Below are 15,387 nucleotides of genomic sequence, written 5' to 3'. Positions count from 1 at the left end.
TTGGTTACCGCCACCGATCGTCTTCAACAAGCGAGAAGAGCAAATGGTTTTGCCACATACCATTAATTTTGAGGTAGGAGCGTAATAGTCCTTCCCTCTGAAATCCGGCTTTTTCGAGAAGCCGGATAGATCTTTCATTGCTTGGAATACAGGCCGCTTCCAGTCGGTGCAACCTTAGCTTCGTAAAAGCATAGGGTATAACCAGCCGAAGAGCCTCATACATATAACCTTGTCCGGCAAATGGTTGGCCGACCCAATAACCGATCATACCATTCTGCCCGACACCACGGCGAATGTTTCCAAGGGTAATTCCACCAACTAGTCGCGAGTCGTTATTACGAAACAGAAAAAACGGATACGCCGTCCCTGCAGCGGCTTCCTCGTCATAATGTCTGATCCTGTGGCGAAATGCGCTTCGCTCCAAATCATCCAGAGCCCAGAGTGGCTCCCACGGTACCAGAAAATCGCGGCTCTGAGCGCGCAGTGTCGCCCAAGCCTTATAGTCTGAAAGCTGGGGTGGTCGTAAATACAGCCGCTCGCCCTGCAGGGGCGGAGCGGCAGTTTTCAGGAAGGGCAGGGCGATCATCGCACCTTAGACAGCGATTTTTCGCGGGCTTGCAGTGACGGAAGTCAAGCCGCTACGAACATCATCAAATTTCATCAATGATCCCACTGGCCCGACAGCGGCGATTGTTGGTGTCGTATCGAGAAATAGTCGGCCCGCCAGATCGGTCAAGCGTTCAATCGTTATTTTAGACAGACGTTCCACAAGCTCTTCCGTCGACACGGCTTCACCATAGAGCATAATCTGACGTGCGATTTGTCCTGCTCTGCTGGCGGCACTTTCGTGCGACATGAGCAAACTGGCCCGGTATTGTGCCCTGGCCCGGTTCAACTCTTCTTGAGAGATGTTGCGTGCGGATTCATGCAGTTCGTTGATAATGACCGGCACCAGCTTTTTTAAATGGTTCCGGCCGGTTGCGGCGTGGATGCCGAAAATGCCCGTATCCGAAAAGCCCCAGTGAAATGCGTAGACGGAATAGCACAAGCCACGTTTTTCCCGCACCTCCTGGAAGAGCCGGGAAGACATGCCGCCGCCAAGCACCATCGACAATAATTGAGATGCGTAGAAGTCGCGCACATGATAGGCGCGGCCTTCAAAACCCATGACGACTTGAGCGTCCATCAATTCGCGCTCTTCACGGAAATCACCACCGACATAGTGCGCGGGATCAGCTTCCGGTGCTGTGGATTTTGCCCGGAACGAACCGAGGCGTTTTTCAACCTCACGCACAAATTCGTCGTGTTTTACACCACCTGCCGCAACCACCACCATGCGCTCGGCGCTGTACTGCTCGTCCATATAACGACGCAGATCGGCCGAGGAGAACGATTGAACGGTTTCAGGCGTTCCGAGAATGGTCCGACCGAGAGTCTGATTTTGAAAGGCGGCCTCGGTAAAGCGATCAAAAACAACATCGTCGGGCGTGTCATGAGCCGCACCGATTTCCTGCATGATGACATTTTTTTCTCGCTCCAGTTCATCAGCATCGAACTTGGAACTCGTCATGATATCCGTCAGGATGTCGATGGCCAGCGGCATGTCATCGCGTAAAACACGCGCATAGTAAGATGTTGTTTCGACGCTGGTAGCAGCGTTTATCTCACCGCCAACATCTTCGATGTCAGCAGCGATTTTCCAGGCAGAGCGGTTTTCAGTCCCTTTGAATGCCATATGTTCGAGGAGATGAGCCATGCCATGCTGGTTCTTCGCCTCACTTCTCGACCCTGCTTTTACCCAGATGCCAAGCGCTACACTCTCCACATGCGGCATTGTCTCTGTCGCAATCGTCAAACCGTTGGAGAGGCGACTGATTTCAACGCCCATACAATGCTCCTCACTTGCCGCCCTGTTGCGTTGCACATCCGGACTGGAAGCACACAGGACGCATCAGTACTTTTTATTTGTCCGTCAACCGTTCAAGCCATTCAAGGCTTTTGGGACGACGCACGCGAATGTCGGCTAATATACTCTTCCACATTTTTCAGGTCATTGGGAAGTACCGTGTACTGTTCTTTTCGCTCCATCAGATCGCCGAGCCACGCCGGAAGCCCCGGATTCACACCGCTGGCAGCCTCCACAGCATCGGGAAATTTTGCTGGATGCGCTGTCGCAAGAACGACGCTCTGTTGATCCGCTCGAACTTTGTCGCGGGCAACCTTCAGGCCAATGGCTGAATGCGGGTCCAGAAGATAACCCGTCGATTTCAGCACTTGCCCGATTGTTTCCGCGGTTTCGGTTGCTGTGGAACGGCCAGCATCGAACTCATCACGTATCTTGTTGAGGGCGGTGTCACAGATGACGAACCCGCCGGATTGTTTCAAGCTGTCCATCAATCGCCGGACAGCTTCAGCGTCCCGGTCATGTGCTTCAAACAGCAACCGTTCGAAATTGGACGATACCTGAATGTCCATTGAAGGCGAGGTTGTGTGAAAAACGCCGCGCGTTTCGTAATTTCCCGTCTCAACAGTCCGGGTCAGAATATCATTATCATTTGTCGCAATGATCAGCCTGTCGATTGGCAGGCCCATACGCTTGGCAACATAACCCGCGAAAATATCGCCAAAATTACCGGTAGGAACCGTGAAGGATATCTTGCGATCGGGACTGCCAAGCGAGAGTGCCGAAGTGAAATAATAGACGATCTGGGGCATGATGCGAGCCCAGTTGATCGAGTTTACCCCTGACAGTGATAGAGCGTCGCGGAAATTCAGATTGTTGAACATGCCTTTAACCAGAGATTGGCAGTCGTCAAAATTACCTTCAATCGCCAAAGCGTGAACATTGGACGCTGCAGAGGTCGTCATCTGACGCTGCTGCACTTGCGATACCCGGTTGTGTGGGAACATGATGAAAATATCAGTCCTGTCACGATTCGCGAAAGCCTCGATGGCTGCACCGCCTGTGTCGCCCGAGGTTGCTCCAACGATAGTGGCTCGCTCATTGCGCTGAGTAAGGATGTAATCCATCAATCGGGCCAGCAGCTGCATCGCCACATCCTTGAACGCCAACGTCGGCCCGTGAAAAAGCTCAAGGACGAATTCATTATGTGCCGTTTGGACAAGAGGGCAGACCGCATCGTGGCGGAATGTCTGATATGCTTCGTGCACCATACGCTCGAAGTCAGCTTGATCGATGTCACCCTCGATAAAGGGTGTCAGCACATAAATCGCGACCTCGGCATAGGTTTTACCTCGGAGCGAACGAAGCTCATCGGCGGAAAACTGTGGAAAATGCTCTGGAAGATAGAGCCCTCCATCACGTGCAAGGCCGGCCAGAAGCGCGTCAGAAAAGCCAAGTTTGGGAGCTTCGCCACGGGTACTGATGTATTTCATATTTTTGCCTTGTGTACCTTATCTAAGAGTGCCGACGTTGTTCCATTAAAAAAGCCGATGATGCCCGTCGCATTATTTGCTTACCGTTGGTATAGAACATGTCGGTTCGTCAAGCTTCGTTCTTCGAGGAAAGTTCAGTTCATGAAGTCAGAAACACATAATTCCAAGCCCTTCTATCAACTTTACGCCCCTATTTGTGCTTTGGTCTTTGCTGTGGGACTGAGTGCCTGTTCTACCTCAGGCACCAATGTAGAAGATCCGAACAGTCCAAAAGCCCAGGAACTGGCTCAGGCTCAAGAACGTATAAAAGCTTCGGAACTATTGGCCTTCTGCCCACAGGTTACGATTCGAGAGGGCACGTCGGTTATCACACGTTATGGCTCAGCCGATAAAACTCCTGATAATCTGGTTTACCAAGCTTCGATTTCCAATGAAACGCGATCCTGTAAAACCGTCGATGGAAACATGACAATGAATGTTGCCATTGCTGGTAAGGTCGTCCCTGGGCCAAAATTTGCGCCCAACACAGTCAATGTACCGATCCGAGTAGCGGTGATACAGGGGACTGAGGTGCTCTACTCCAAGCTGCATAATCAGGCCGTGCCTGCGAGCGACGGTAGCGCCGCAACGCAGTTCGTTTTTAATGATGCGAATGTCTCGTTCCCAAAACCGTCAGCTCAGAACGTTCAAGTCTTCATTGGCTTCGATGAATCGGGCGATGCGCCTAAGAAATCCAGAAAGAAGTAAAAAGCCGGCTTCTTCTTTTTAGTTAAACTGCTTCCGACCAAATCGACATTGCTTCGATAGTGGCTGGCAAATCCTTGTAGCGGCTGATGACCGTTTCGGCTCCTGCATCTGTCAATTTGTCCGCGTGACCCGGATATGTGTGTGAGCCGCCGGTAAAGCCGATCACGCGCATGCCTGCGGTGTGGGCTGCGTGTACACCATGGGTCGAGTCTTCTATCACGATGGCATTCGCCGGATTCACGTTGAACTGCTTGGCTGCAAAGAGGTAGACGTCGGGTGCAGGCTTTGGTTTCTGGGTCCCTACTTCGCGCGCAGAAAAGATATGCGGAGCGAACAATCCATACAACGTGCTTTGCTCGAGCATCATTTTAAGCGAAGAACTGATGGAGTTCGATGCGATACATTTTGGATATTTCAGCCCGGCGATAATTTGTTCTGCACCCTCGATTACATTAAGCTCATTACGCAGTTTGTAGTCCATCTGGCGGGCAGATTCTTCAATCAAGGATGCGGAGATCGGAATGCCGGACTCTTTTTCGACCTGTAACAGGATATCGGTCCATGTGAGGCCCGCAAAACGTTCAGCGATTGTCTCGGGATCAATCGGATAACCAGATTGTGTAAGCAGTTGTGATTCAACTTCAGCAGCAAGGAATTCTGAATCGACGAGCACGCCATCGCAGTCGAAGATTATAAGCTGGGGTTCCATTGGATTATACCTGTCCGGAATAGTGTGCGGCAAACAATGCACGCCTCGGGTCAATTGGGGGGATTACGGGCATCGACTACACGCTTATCGGCGATGCGTCAAAGAAAAGCTCATGGATAGGGTACTCACTTGGTCCCTCTTAACGCGATATTTACCCTACGCGGTAACCATAAGGATCAGTAAAGCGTCTCCAGTAATCGAGTATCCCATGTCTGTTGTCCGTCGCGTGAATGAACTTCCCCACTCCGCACCGCAAGCTTCCTGGCTTGATACGATTCTCAAAGGCGATTGCGTCGCCGCCCTCAACCGGCTACCCGACCATTCCATCGACGTGATCTTTGCCGATCCGCCCTATAATCTGCAGCTTGAAGGTGATTTGCATCGGCCCGACCAATCGAAGGTTGATGCTGTTGATGATCATTGGGATCAGTTCGAAAGCTTTCAAGCATACGATGCCTTCACCAGAGCCTGGCTGCTGGCCTGTCGGCGTGTTCTGAAGCCAAACGGCACAATCTGGGTCATTGGCTCTTATCATAACATTTTCCGTGTTGGCGCCAGCATGCAGGATCTCGGATTCTGGATGCTCAACGATATTGTCTGGCGCAAAAACAATCCCATGCCCAATTTTCGTGGACGCCGTTTCCAGAACGCCCATGAAACCATGATCTGGGCATCGCGCGATCAGAAGGGCAAGGGCTATACGTTCAATTACGAGGCGATGAAGGCAGCCAACGACGATCTGCAAATGCGGTCAGACTGGCTTTTCCCGATTTGCACAGGGGGAGAGCGTCTTAAAGATGAGAATGGCGACAAAATTCACCCGACACAGAAACCGGAAGCCCTGCTTGCCCGGATACTCATGGCCTCCTCGAAACCAGGGGATATCATTCTCGATCCCTTCTTTGGTTCGGGAACAACCGGCGCTGTCGCAAAACGCCTCGGACGGCACTTTGTCGGGATCGAGCGTGAGCAGAAGTATATTGATGCTGCGACGGCTCGGATTGCTTCCGTGGAGCCGCTGGCAGGTGCCGAACTGACAGTGATGACAAGCAAGCGCTCAGAGCCACGCGTGGCTTTCGGCAGCATTGTAGAGTCGGGCATGTTGAAGCCAGGGGCTATTCTGAGTGATGCGCGGGGTCGTTATGCGGCAATCGTCAGGGCAGACGGCACTGTCACCGCCGGTGGCGATGCAGGCTCAATCCACCGTATGGGCGCAAAAGTGCAAGGGTTTGACGCCTGCAACGGCTGGACGTTCTGGCATTATGAGGATGAAGGATCGCTAAAACCCATCGACGAATTGCGAAAGCAGGTTCGCAACGGAATGGTTTCAGCCGGAGCTTAACAATCTGATCGGCGGTGACCTCCAGCGCCGTTCCGATACACCAACGCCCGGGGTTTGCCTCGGGCGTTCTGTTTTCAAAAGTAGCTCGAGATCACACCCGGATGCCGAGTTTGTTCAGATCGGCTTTTAATGTATCCGGATCAATGAATTGCACTGACTGCCAACCGGCTGCCTGCGCCCCGAGAACATTCTTTGGGCTATCGTCGATAAACAATGTCGCCGCCGGGTCGACACCGAAAGTTTTGACATGATGATCATAAATCGCCTTGTCTGGCTTTAGGAGGCCGATATCCCCCGAGATGGTAACGCCGCGACTTTCAGTAAGGAACGGGAAGCGTTGCCATGCTTCGCGTAAGGTGTCCGAAGCAAAATTCGTGAGCATCGTGACGTCGTGCCCATCGGCAATCAGCTGGCGCATGATGCCCACGCTACCATCAATGGAATGAGTGATCATCATGTGCCAATTTTGCCTGAAGGCCCGGATATTTCGCTCATGATCAGGGTAATCCGCAATGAGCAGCGCCTCTGCATCAGGCCATTTTCTGCCCCGGTCCTGCTCGATGTTCCAAGCGCTCGTGCAAACATTTTCGAGAAACCATTTCCGTTCAGTGGCATCGGGAATAAGTTCGCGAAATGCGGCTTCCGGCTCATAGCCGATAAGAACCATGCCAATGTCGAATACGATATGCTTGACGGCTGTCATTCCGGTTTCCTTCTTTTCGCGAATGCGTCTGGGATGGCAGCAGCAATGGCCTTTTTCATGACCGTCGGCAACGCTTCTTCATGAAGATTTTCAACTTTCACCCACCAGCCGTCTGTACCGTCGTGTCGGGAAACGTTGGCGGCCATGAAGACCCGTAACCGTAGTTCAAAATGCGTGAAAACATGGATGATACTACCAGTTGGTGTCCACGCTCCAGAAAACGGCGCAGCATCAATTTCAGTTTCGCCATCGAGACGCGCGGTCCATGCTGTGGTTGGCACCTGTGCCATGCCGCCGAGCAGACCAGTTTCCACCCGGCTCTGAAGATAAACCTCATTGTCGGGCGAAATGGCGACAAAGGCTGCTCCAAGCCGAACCGGCTTATCTTTCTTGGGCGCTTTAACCGGAAAAAGCTCTGGATCTGCTGTTCTTAACGCCTGACAATTATCATTGACCGGGCATATGACGCAGGCTGGCCGCTTCGGCGTGCAAATAGTGGCTCCAAGGTCCATCATTGCTTGCGCAAAATCACCGGGACGCTCGTTGGGAGTAAGCTCCTGCATTTTTGCCCGAATGGCCGGTTTCGCTAAAGGAAGCGGCGTCGTTATCGCATAAAGCCTTGTAATAACGCGTTCAACGTTGCCATCCACCACGGCTGCAGGCAGATCAAATGCAATGGAAGCAATGGCCGCCGCCGTATAGTCACCTATTCCTGGCAAGGCTTTCAGAGCGGTCGCTTCGCTTGGAAACTGCCCGTCATAGTCGTTCGATACTATATCAGCGCATTTCTTGAGGTTTCTTGCTCTCGAATAGTAACCCAAACCTGCCCATGCCCTCAAAACGTCGTCCTGGCTCGCAGCAGCCAGACTAGAGACCGTTGGCCATTTTTTGATGAAGGCATTGAAATAGGGCTTTACCGCTTCGACTGTTGTCTGTTGCAGCATGATCTCAGACAGCCAGATGCGGTAAGGGTCGGCAATCTTGCCGCGCAATCGCTCCATCGGGGAAATGCGCCATGGTAGAATCCTGTGGTGGGAGTCATACCATTTTACTAGTTTTGTCGTTATCTGTTGCATCAATCACAAACTGCGCTACAGGGTAGAAAAACGACATTACTTATAAACTGGCGGCAAGTGCCAGTTTCAGTCATATTCGGAATCATCATGTTTCCAGACCAATTAACCAAAGCGCTACTGATCCCCTCCAAGGGGCATTTTGTGGGAATTGATCGCAATAACCGTATTTTCACGTTTGTTTTTGCGCTTTTCCCTGGCCTTCTTGCAAGCGGAACTTCAGTGACGCTGGTGTGCGCGCTTACCTGGGCGGTTATCTCGCTTGTCACTAAGCGCTTTCCATTCGAGCTTACCCGCACTGATAAAATAGTCGCCTCATGCATCACATTCTATGTTTTGACGACCTTGTTGTCGGTCGTGATGCACCCCAACGCATCAGATGACAAGACTTTCCTGCTCAAGATGATACCGTTTTTGGCGGTCTGGTTTGTTATCCCCCGTCTCCGGGTGAGTATTGCCGGACGCTTGCTTCCATTCCTCATCACTGGTGCGGGGATTGGAATGATCGGCTCTTTGATTTTCAGTATCATACAAATCGCTTTTCTTTCCGCTCGGGCGGAAGGCGGTGCGGGCAACGCGGCCGTCTTTGGATTGTTTACTGTGCTGTTCGGAAGCATTTCGCTCTTGAATGCCCATTCTGAGAGCAAAACGGAGCGCATAATAGCGGTTGCAGGTTTTGCGTGCGGTCTTCTGTGTGCATTTCTCTCCGGGACGCGTTCAGCATGGCTCGTAATGCCGTTCAATTTTGCAATTCTTTTCTGGTACTTGCGAGGTCAGGACCTTCCAGCAATCAGCAGAACAATCAAGATTGCGTTGGCAATCCTGATTGTTGCTGTACTTGCTATTGCCGGCATGAAGGTAAAAGAGCGTTACGAAGCGTTGGAGGTCGATATTTCTCAGCTGGATGAGACGCCAAGCAAGGTAAGTTCTTTGAAAGCCCGTCTGCTTCTGTGGGAGGGGGGCGTTAAGGCCTTCCTGCAAGCTCCTTTGATCGGCCACGGCCCTCAGAATCGCATGGACAAAGTCAATAGTGCATTGAATATGCCCGCGGGTAAGGAACTGTCATTCACCCATGTTCACAACGGATTCCTGAACGCTGCGGTCGATGGAGGGATAGTCGGTCTGTTGGGTATTTTGGCCCTTTTGTCAGCGCCGCTCATCGCCGCTTGGCGTAAACCCTCCGGTCCGGGCCGCGATATCGCAATTGCCGTTTCACTTCTGCTCGTAACCAGTTATGTCGTTACCGGAATGTTCGGCATCATGTTTGGTCATGATGCCACGGATGCAGTTTTCATCTACCTCACGATAGTGCTTTGTTGGATTGCGGGAGAATCAGCCTATCTGTCTGTTCCGCAAGTCGCTATGCAGGCGGAGACTGATAAAGCAGTACTGGGTAAACGAACAAGCTAAGTGAGAAAATCTGTTAATGAAGGCAATTGTAACCGGTGCAGCGGGGTTTATCGGGTTTCACGTCGCGAGCCGTCTCGTCAGTGAGGGATTTGACGTTCTCGCTATAGATAATCTCAATGATTATTATCCTGTTGCTCTTAAAGAAGCCCGCGTTTCCGTATTGCAGGGAAAGTCCGACAATCGATTCGTGCATGCGGATATAACTAACCCGCACGATCTGGCAGCGGCCATCGCCAATGATCTTGACGCAGATATCATAGTGCATTTGGCTGCGCAGGCAGGCGTACGCTATTCGGTCGAAAACCCTGCAGCTTATGTAGATGCAAATGTTCAGGGACAGGTGACTGTGTTTGAACAAGCCTGCAAAATGTCCAAACGCCCCCCAATCGTCTATGCCAGCTCCTCTTCGGTATATGGTGCAAACAAGAAAGTACCATTCGCCGAGAGTGATCCAGTTGATCAGCCGGTTTCTGTTTATGCCGCCACGAAGCGTTCGGCAGAACTTCTCGCCCATTCATACCGGCATGTGCATAAAATCGCGTCTACCGGCCTGCGGTTTTTTACGGTCTACGGACCTTATGGGCGACCTGATATGGCACCTTGGCTTTTCACCGATGCGATTTTGCGGGGAGAGCCGATCAAGGTTTATAATCACGGCAATATGGAGCGGGATTTCACATTCATCGACGATATCGTCAATGGCGTGTATGCGGCCGTTCGCCGGATATTGTCGAACCCCGATGAAACTGCACCGATCTACAATCTTGGTAATAACAAGCCTGTTGCCCTGATGCGTTTCATCGAAATCCTTGAAAAGGCTTGCGGGCGGGAAGCTATCAAGAAATTTGAACCGATGCCCCCTGCCGATGTTGCGCGCACCTATGCTGACATTGGCTTGGCGTCGCGCGATCTGGGCTTTGCCCCAACTGTGGAATTGGAAGATGGCTTGCCGTTGTTCGTAGAATGGTTTCGCGGCTATAATGGCCGATGATGTATATTCTCGCTAATTCGATCAGTTTCCATGAGCAATGATCGTAGCAAAAAGGGGTTTCGTCCTCTTGCTGATCCTGCAGCTGGTATTCTTGATCCCGTGCTGCGTAAGCGCGCCGGAATCACCATAGAACTCGTCCAATCATGGGAGGAGGTTGTAGGTCCGGAACTGGGGCGGCAATCACGGCCTCTCAAGCTGCTCTGGCCGCGACGGGCGCATGAGGATGATCCTTTCCAGCCTGCAACCCTGATTATTGCCTGTCAGGGCTTTACGGCGATGCGAATGAGCCACGAAACCGGTGAGATTATCAGTCGCGTAAATGCCTTCCTTGGTTTTGCAGCAGTCGGGCGTATCAAGATCGAGCAGAAACCTGTGGCTTTGCCTGTTACCAAGCGCCGGGAGCTTCCTCCGGTAGATGCATCAACCCGCGCAAAGATCAGCCATTCGGTGGAAAAGATCGAGGATGACAGCTTACGTGACGCGTTGGAAAGATTGGGCCAAAGTATTCATGCTGAAAAGATCAAGCGCTAGGTTCGAGTCGGCATGCCTCATCACGAAAAATTCAAAGACAGAATGTAAAACCTGCCTTAAAGAGACTGCCATTGAGCCTTAACGCTGCAAATAACTTCTATTTGTTGATCAACGCCGGAGACTGGTGATCCTGATGACTGAATTGCTGAATCGCAGAAAACTTCTGGGCCTTGCTGCTGTTTCGACGGCTGCCATTGCTGTCACGGCTGGCACCAGCGCATGGTCGCAGGAGGCTGCCGCGCCCAAGGACGTGAAAGTACCAAACTCGACGGGCAAGGTGGACGAAGCCAAGCTCGTTGCGGCAAGTGGTTTGAAAGATATGGTTCTTGGCAAGGCAGAAGCGCCGGTCACAATCATCGAGTACGCTTCAATGACCTGTCCGCATTGCGCGCACTTCTCCACGACGACTTTGCCAACGATCAAAGAAAAATACATCGACACCGGTAAAGCCAAGTTGATCTTGCGGGAATTCCCGTTTGATCCGCGTGCCGCAGCAGCTTTCATGCTGGCACGTTGTGCACCGGAAGATCGTTACTATCCAATGGTTGAGGTGCTGTTCAAACAGCAGGAACAGTGGGCTGCGGCTGCAAATGCAGAAGAACCACTGCTTCAAATCTCCAAATTGGCCGGTTTTACACAGGAGTCATTCAAAGCTTGCTTGACGAACCAAAAGCTTCTGGATGATGTGAATGCTGTGCGTGAGCGTGGTGCCAATGAATTTGGTGTGGATTCGACCCCTACCTTCTTCATCAATGGCGCCAAATACACGGGAGCCCTATCGGTTGACGAAATGTCAGCGATCATCGACGGCCTGCTGTAATACCCGCAACCAGATTTACGGCGGGCGCGTAACTGTGTCCGCCGTTTCGATTCCTGGCGTATTTGTTGGAAAGGGCATCTGATGCGCTTTACCAAACTGCGCCTTCTCGGTTTCAAATCATTTGTTGAGCCTGCCGAATTCGTCATCGAGGGCGGTCTGACTGGTGTTGTTGGCCCTAATGGCTGCGGCAAATCCAATCTCGTTGAAGCTCTGCGCTGGGTGATGGGCGAAAGCTCGTACAAGAACATGCGCGCATCCGGCATGGATGATGTTATTTTTTCCGGTTCAGGCACGAGGCCCTCGCGCAATACGGCGGAAGTAACGCTTTTTCTCGATAATCAGGATCGCACTGCGCCTTCCGCATTCAACAATTCCGATGAGCTGCAGGTCTCCCGCCGCATCGAGCGCGAGGCTGGCTCCGTCTATCGTATCAATGGCAAGGATGCCCGTGCCAAGGATGTACAATTGCTTTTTGCCGATCAGTCGACGGGTGCGCGTTCACCTTCAATGGTCGGGCAGGGGCGTATTGGCGAGCTGATTCAAGCCAAGCCGCAGGCGCGCCGCGCCCTGCTGGAAGAAGCTGCCGGGATTTCCGGTCTGCATACGCGCCGCCACGAAGCAGAGCTGCGCTTGCGTGCTGCCGAGCAGAATCTCGAACGGCTGGAAGACGTCGTTGGCGAGCTTGAGACCCAGATTGAAAGCTTGAGACGGCAATCGCGCCAAGCCAGCCGCTTCAAGAGTCTTTCGGCTGATATAAGGCGTTCGGAAGCGATCCTTCTGCATCTGAAGTGGTCTGTTGCCAAAGCTCAGGAGGGCGAAGCACAATCTGCTCTGGCGGTTGCGACATCGGGCGTTGGCGAGCAGGCGCAGCGCCAGATGAATGCTGCCAAGGAGCAGGCTGTCGGTGCCCATCATCTCCCGGATTTGCGTGATGCAGAGGCGAAGGCCGCAGCGGTACTGCAGCGCCTGACCATTGCCAGATCGCAGCTACAGGAAGAAGCTGAACGTGTTCGCGCACGCCAGAGCGAAATCGAGAAGCGCTTGCAGCAATTCACGGCAGACATTGCCCGTGAAGAGCAGATGGTAAGCGACAATGCCGATGTGCTGGAGCGCTTGGTAACAGAAGAGCAATCACTCAACGACGAAAACACCAATGCCGGGACACGTGAACTGGAAACGCGTGCAGAATTTGAGCGCGCCGAAGCCAAGTTGAAGGAAAGCGAGACGGCACTGGCGAAAATTACCGCTGAGCGGGCAGAAGCCTCGGCGGAACGGGCACAAATTGAGCGGAACCTGCGCGAGATATCCGAAAGGCGTGACCGTCTGATCCGGCAAGTGGGTGATGTCGAGCAGGAGTTGAACTCGGTAGCGGCGCAGATATCTGCTTTGGCTGATCCTGTTGAAAAGCAAAGACTCGTTGAGGAAGCGGAAGCGGTTTTTGCTCAGGCAGAAGAAGCTACTTTTACTTCAGAAGCAGCAGTGGAGACAGCACGCCAGAGAGAAGCAGCATTGCGCCAGCCATTGCAGGAAGCTCGCAGCAATCTCGGACGTGTCGAGACTGAAGCAAATACTTTGGCCAAGATGCTCAATGCCGGTGCATCGGACCTCTTTCCGGCAATCGTGGAAGCGATAAAGGTCGAAAAGGGCTATGAAACGGCTCTTGGTGCTGCGCTTGGCGAAGATCTCGATGCGCCAATAGATAATTCAGCCCCGGTTTTCTGGGGCGAACTTCCCTCGTCTTTCGATAACGTTACCTTGCCAGCAGGTGTCAGATCGCTGGCAGAATTTGTTCGCGCTCCACGCCAATTGGCACGCAGGCTTGCCCAGATCGGCCTTGTTGAACAGGCAGATGGCGAACGGTTGCAGGCTGCTTTGAAGCCCGGCCAACGGTTGGTAAGCAAGTCGGGAGCATTATGGCGTTGGGATGGTTATACGGCCAGCGCGGACGCTCCGACACCTGCGGCGCTCCGGCTTGCCCAGAAGAATCGTCTGGCGGAACTTGATCTCGAGGTTGTTGAAGCAACAAAGCAGTTGCGCGCCGCGGAAGCTGCTATTGGAGAAGCCGAGAAAGGCGTCCGTGACGCGGTTGATAATGAGCGCACCACACGGGAGCACTGGCGTTCCCGGCAGCGATCTTTGAATGATGCTCGCGAAGCGCTGGCCGCAGCGGAACGGGCGTCTGGCCAGCTGTTCAGCAGGCGCGCTGCCCTGGACGAAGGAAAATCCCGGCTCTCTGAAACACTTGAAGAGACGCAGGAACAGTTTGTCGAAACGCAGATGCGCTTTGAGAGCGCTGCCGATTTGGATGAACTGAACCGTCGGCTTTCTGCTCTTACAGCAGAGGTGACGCTCGACAGGGCAACCCTTGCCGAGGCCCGTGCAGTCTATGACGGTTTAAGGCGTGAAGCGGAAGCGCGCATACGCCGCCTCGAATCGATTGGGCTTGAGCGCAAGAGCTGGATTACTCGCGCAGAGAATGCCGATCGGCAGATAAGGTCACTCGGTGAACGGCGTTTGGAGGCGGAAAGAGAGGCAGTCAATCTGGCCGATGCGCCAGACGAAATTGCCGAGCGCAATCGAGCCCTGCTTTCGCAGCTTTCGGAAGCCGAGGAACTGCGGAAAAGCGCTGGTGACAAACTGGCCGTAGCCGAGGCAAAGCAGCAGGAGCTTGATCGCGCAGCAACGGAAGCCATCCAATCACTTGCAACTGCCCGGGAGGGCAGGGCTCGCGCTGAAGAACGCTTGTCTGCTGCACAGGAGCGCCGCAAAGATACGGAAGCACGCATTTTCGAGGCATTGAACTGTGCTCCGCACGAGACGATGCGGTTGACCGGCCTTGGTCCCAACGACCCATTGCCAGAGGTAGACGCGACCGAACGCAATCTCGAACGGCTCAAAATTGAGCGTGAACGTTTAGGCGCTGTAAATCTGCGGGCTGAAGAAGAGCAGGAAGAGCTCTCTGTCCGGCTGGAAGCGATTGTCACCGAGCGCGAAGACATTATCGAGGCGGTGAAGAAGCTGCGTCAGGCAATTCAGAGTCTTAATCGTGAAGGACGGGAGCGCCTGCTGGCAGCTTTTGAGGTGGTGAATGTCCAGTTCAAGCGGCTTTTCACACATTTGTTTGGTGGCGGAACAGCAGAGCTACAGCTGATCGAGTCCGATGATCCGTTGGAAGCCGGGCTTGAAATTCTGGCCCGACCTCCCGGCAAGAAGCCGCAAACAATGACCTTGCTGTCTGGTGGGGAGCAAGCGCTCACAGCCATGGCTTTGATTTTTGCGGTATTTTTGACAAATCCAGCCCCGATTTGCGTCCTCGACGAGGTGGACGCACCGCTCGACGATCATAACGTCGAGCGCTTCTGCAACCTTATGGATGAAATGGCTGCATCAACCGATACCCGCTTCGTCGTCATTACCCATAACCCGATCACCATGGCCCGCATGAATCGGCTTTTCGGCGTGACCATGGCAGAACAGGGCGTCAGTCAGCTTGTTTCAGTCGATCTCCAGACTGCAGAGCAACTACGCGAGGCGAGCTAACGCTTAAGAAATGACCAAACATTTCAAGGCTTAACGCGGATTTACTCCCTTAATCGATTTGAATGTTGCATTGCAGCATTTGCCGCTGGCAGTTTATGCAATCATCGCGTAGACCTCATTGAAGC

General features: G+C 52.9%; 13 protein-coding genes. 7 read left to right on the top strand and 6 right to left on the bottom strand.

Annotation, left to right across the window (positions count from 1 at the left end):
* Positions 1–4: 4 nt before the first annotated feature.
* From ABKW30_RS26275 to thrC, 3 genes are all read right to left on the bottom strand, one after another.
* Positions 5–586: a GNAT family protein gene (locus tag ABKW30_RS26275; RefSeq protein ID WP_348601904.1), complete on the bottom strand. Its 582-nt coding sequence runs from the start codon at positions 584–586 to the stop codon at positions 5–7.
* 6 nt (positions 587–592) lie between these two features.
* Positions 593–1,888: a pitrilysin family protein gene (locus tag ABKW30_RS26270; protein WP_348601902.1), complete on the bottom strand. Its 1,296-nt coding sequence runs from the start codon at positions 1,886–1,888 to the stop codon at positions 593–595.
* A 101-nt stretch (positions 1,889–1,989) separates the two neighbouring features.
* Complete coding sequence (gene thrC / locus ABKW30_RS26265) at positions 1,990–3,396, bottom strand: threonine synthase (RefSeq protein WP_348601901.1); 1,407 nt, start codon at positions 3,394–3,396, stop codon at positions 1,990–1,992.
* Between the two features lie 141 nt (positions 3,397–3,537).
* Between thrC and ABKW30_RS26260 the strand changes: the two genes are divergently transcribed.
* Positions 3,538–4,143 carry a hypothetical protein gene (locus ABKW30_RS26260; protein ID WP_348601900.1) on the top strand — a complete coding sequence of 202 codons (606 nt, stop codon included), beginning with the start codon at positions 3,538–3,540 and terminating at the stop codon, positions 4,141–4,143.
* Positions 4,144–4,165: 22 nt separating this feature from the next.
* On the opposite strand, the gene ABKW30_RS26255 is transcribed toward ABKW30_RS26260, so the two are convergent.
* On the bottom strand, positions 4,166–4,852 hold the full coding sequence (locus ABKW30_RS26255) for an HAD family phosphatase (protein ID WP_348601899.1): 687 nt from the start codon (positions 4,850–4,852) through the stop codon (positions 4,166–4,168).
* A gap of 208 nt (positions 4,853–5,060) precedes the next feature.
* Between ABKW30_RS26255 and ABKW30_RS26250 the strand changes: the two genes are divergently transcribed.
* The gene (locus ABKW30_RS26250) at positions 5,061–6,194 is read left to right on the top strand and encodes a site-specific DNA-methyltransferase (protein WP_348601898.1); all 1,134 of its coding nucleotides are present in this window, start codon (positions 5,061–5,063) and stop codon (positions 6,192–6,194) included.
* A gap of 91 nt (positions 6,195–6,285) precedes the next feature.
* On the opposite strand, the gene ABKW30_RS26245 is transcribed toward ABKW30_RS26250, so the two are convergent.
* Both ABKW30_RS26245 and mutY read right to left on the bottom strand, forming a co-directional pair.
* The gene (locus tag ABKW30_RS26245) at positions 6,286–6,897 is read right to left on the bottom strand and encodes an HAD family phosphatase (RefSeq protein WP_348601897.1); all 612 of its coding nucleotides are present in this window, start codon (positions 6,895–6,897) and stop codon (positions 6,286–6,288) included.
* Positions 6,894–7,973 (bottom strand): A/G-specific adenine glycosylase, encoded by a 1,080-nt coding sequence (mutY, locus tag ABKW30_RS26240; RefSeq protein WP_348601895.1) that lies wholly within the window; start codon positions 7,971–7,973, stop codon positions 6,894–6,896. The genes ABKW30_RS26245 and mutY overlap by 4 nt, the downstream gene beginning before the upstream one ends.
* 87 nt (positions 7,974–8,060) lie before the next feature.
* On the opposite strand from mutY, the gene ABKW30_RS26235 reads away from it, so the two are divergent.
* The 5 genes from ABKW30_RS26235 (at position 8,061) to smc (ending at position 15,262) form a co-directional block, all read left to right on the top strand.
* Entirely contained in the window at positions 8,061–9,380 is a 1,320-nt protein-coding gene (locus tag ABKW30_RS26235; RefSeq protein WP_348601894.1) for an O-antigen ligase family protein, read from the top strand.
* Positions 9,381–9,396: 16 nt separating this feature from the next.
* A complete protein-coding gene (locus ABKW30_RS26230; RefSeq protein ID WP_348601893.1) occupies positions 9,397–10,371 on the top strand; it encodes an SDR family NAD(P)-dependent oxidoreductase in 975 nt (324 codons plus the stop codon).
* Between the two features lie 30 nt (positions 10,372–10,401).
* A complete protein-coding gene (locus tag ABKW30_RS26225) occupies positions 10,402–10,902 on the top strand; it encodes a DciA family protein (RefSeq protein WP_348601892.1) in 501 nt (166 codons plus the stop codon).
* 133 nt (positions 10,903–11,035) lie between these two features.
* Positions 11,036–11,722 (top strand): DsbA family protein, encoded by a 687-nt coding sequence (locus tag ABKW30_RS26220; RefSeq protein WP_348601891.1) that lies wholly within the window; start codon positions 11,036–11,038, stop codon positions 11,720–11,722.
* An 81-nt stretch (positions 11,723–11,803) separates the two neighbouring features.
* Positions 11,804–15,262 carry a chromosome segregation protein SMC gene (smc, locus tag ABKW30_RS26215; protein WP_348601890.1) on the top strand — a complete coding sequence of 1,153 codons (3,459 nt, stop codon included), beginning with the start codon at positions 11,804–11,806 and terminating at the stop codon, positions 15,260–15,262.
* Positions 15,263–15,387 lie beyond the last annotated feature (125 nt).

It is taken from the genome of Phyllobacterium sp. SB3 (assembly GCF_040009165.1).
Classification (GTDB): Bacteria; Pseudomonadota; Alphaproteobacteria; order Rhizobiales; family Rhizobiaceae; genus Phyllobacterium.
This window is presented reverse-complemented; position numbering and strand designations above follow the sequence as displayed.

Excerpts from the sequence above, each read along its gene's own strand:
- ABKW30_RS26270 (WP_348601902.1), bottom strand. The coding sequence starts at position 1,888 with ATGGGCGTTGAAATCAGTCGCCTCTCCAACGGTTTGACGATTGCGACA.
- ABKW30_RS26250 (WP_348601898.1), top strand. The coding sequence starts at position 5,061 with ATGTCTGTTGTCCGTCGCGTGAATGAACTTCCCCACTCCGCACCGCAA.
- ABKW30_RS26245 (WP_348601897.1), bottom strand. The coding sequence starts at position 6,897 with ATGACAGCCGTCAAGCATATCGTATTCGACATTGGCATGGTTCTTATC.
- ABKW30_RS26235 (WP_348601894.1), top strand. The coding sequence starts at position 8,061 with ATGTTTCCAGACCAATTAACCAAAGCGCTACTGATCCCCTCCAAGGGG.
- mutY (WP_348601895.1), bottom strand. The coding sequence starts at position 7,973 with ATGCAACAGATAACGACAAAACTAGTAAAATGGTATGACTCCCACCAC.
- ABKW30_RS26230 (WP_348601893.1), top strand. The coding sequence starts at position 9,397 with ATGAAGGCAATTGTAACCGGTGCAGCGGGGTTTATCGGGTTTCACGTC.
- smc (WP_348601890.1), top strand. The coding sequence starts at position 11,804 with ATGCGCTTTACCAAACTGCGCCTTCTCGGTTTCAAATCATTTGTTGAG.
- ABKW30_RS26225 (WP_348601892.1), top strand. The coding sequence starts at position 10,402 with ATGAGCAATGATCGTAGCAAAAAGGGGTTTCGTCCTCTTGCTGATCCT.
- ABKW30_RS26275 (WP_348601904.1), bottom strand. The coding sequence starts at position 586 with ATGATCGCCCTGCCCTTCCTGAAAACTGCCGCTCCGCCCCTGCAGGGC.
- ABKW30_RS26260 (WP_348601900.1), top strand. The coding sequence starts at position 3,538 with ATGAAGTCAGAAACACATAATTCCAAGCCCTTCTATCAACTTTACGCC.
- thrC (WP_348601901.1), bottom strand. The coding sequence starts at position 3,396 with ATGAAATACATCAGTACCCGTGGCGAAGCTCCCAAACTTGGCTTTTCT.
- ABKW30_RS26255 (WP_348601899.1), bottom strand. The coding sequence starts at position 4,852 with ATGGAACCCCAGCTTATAATCTTCGACTGCGATGGCGTGCTCGTCGAT.
- ABKW30_RS26220 (WP_348601891.1), top strand. The coding sequence starts at position 11,036 with ATGACTGAATTGCTGAATCGCAGAAAACTTCTGGGCCTTGCTGCTGTT.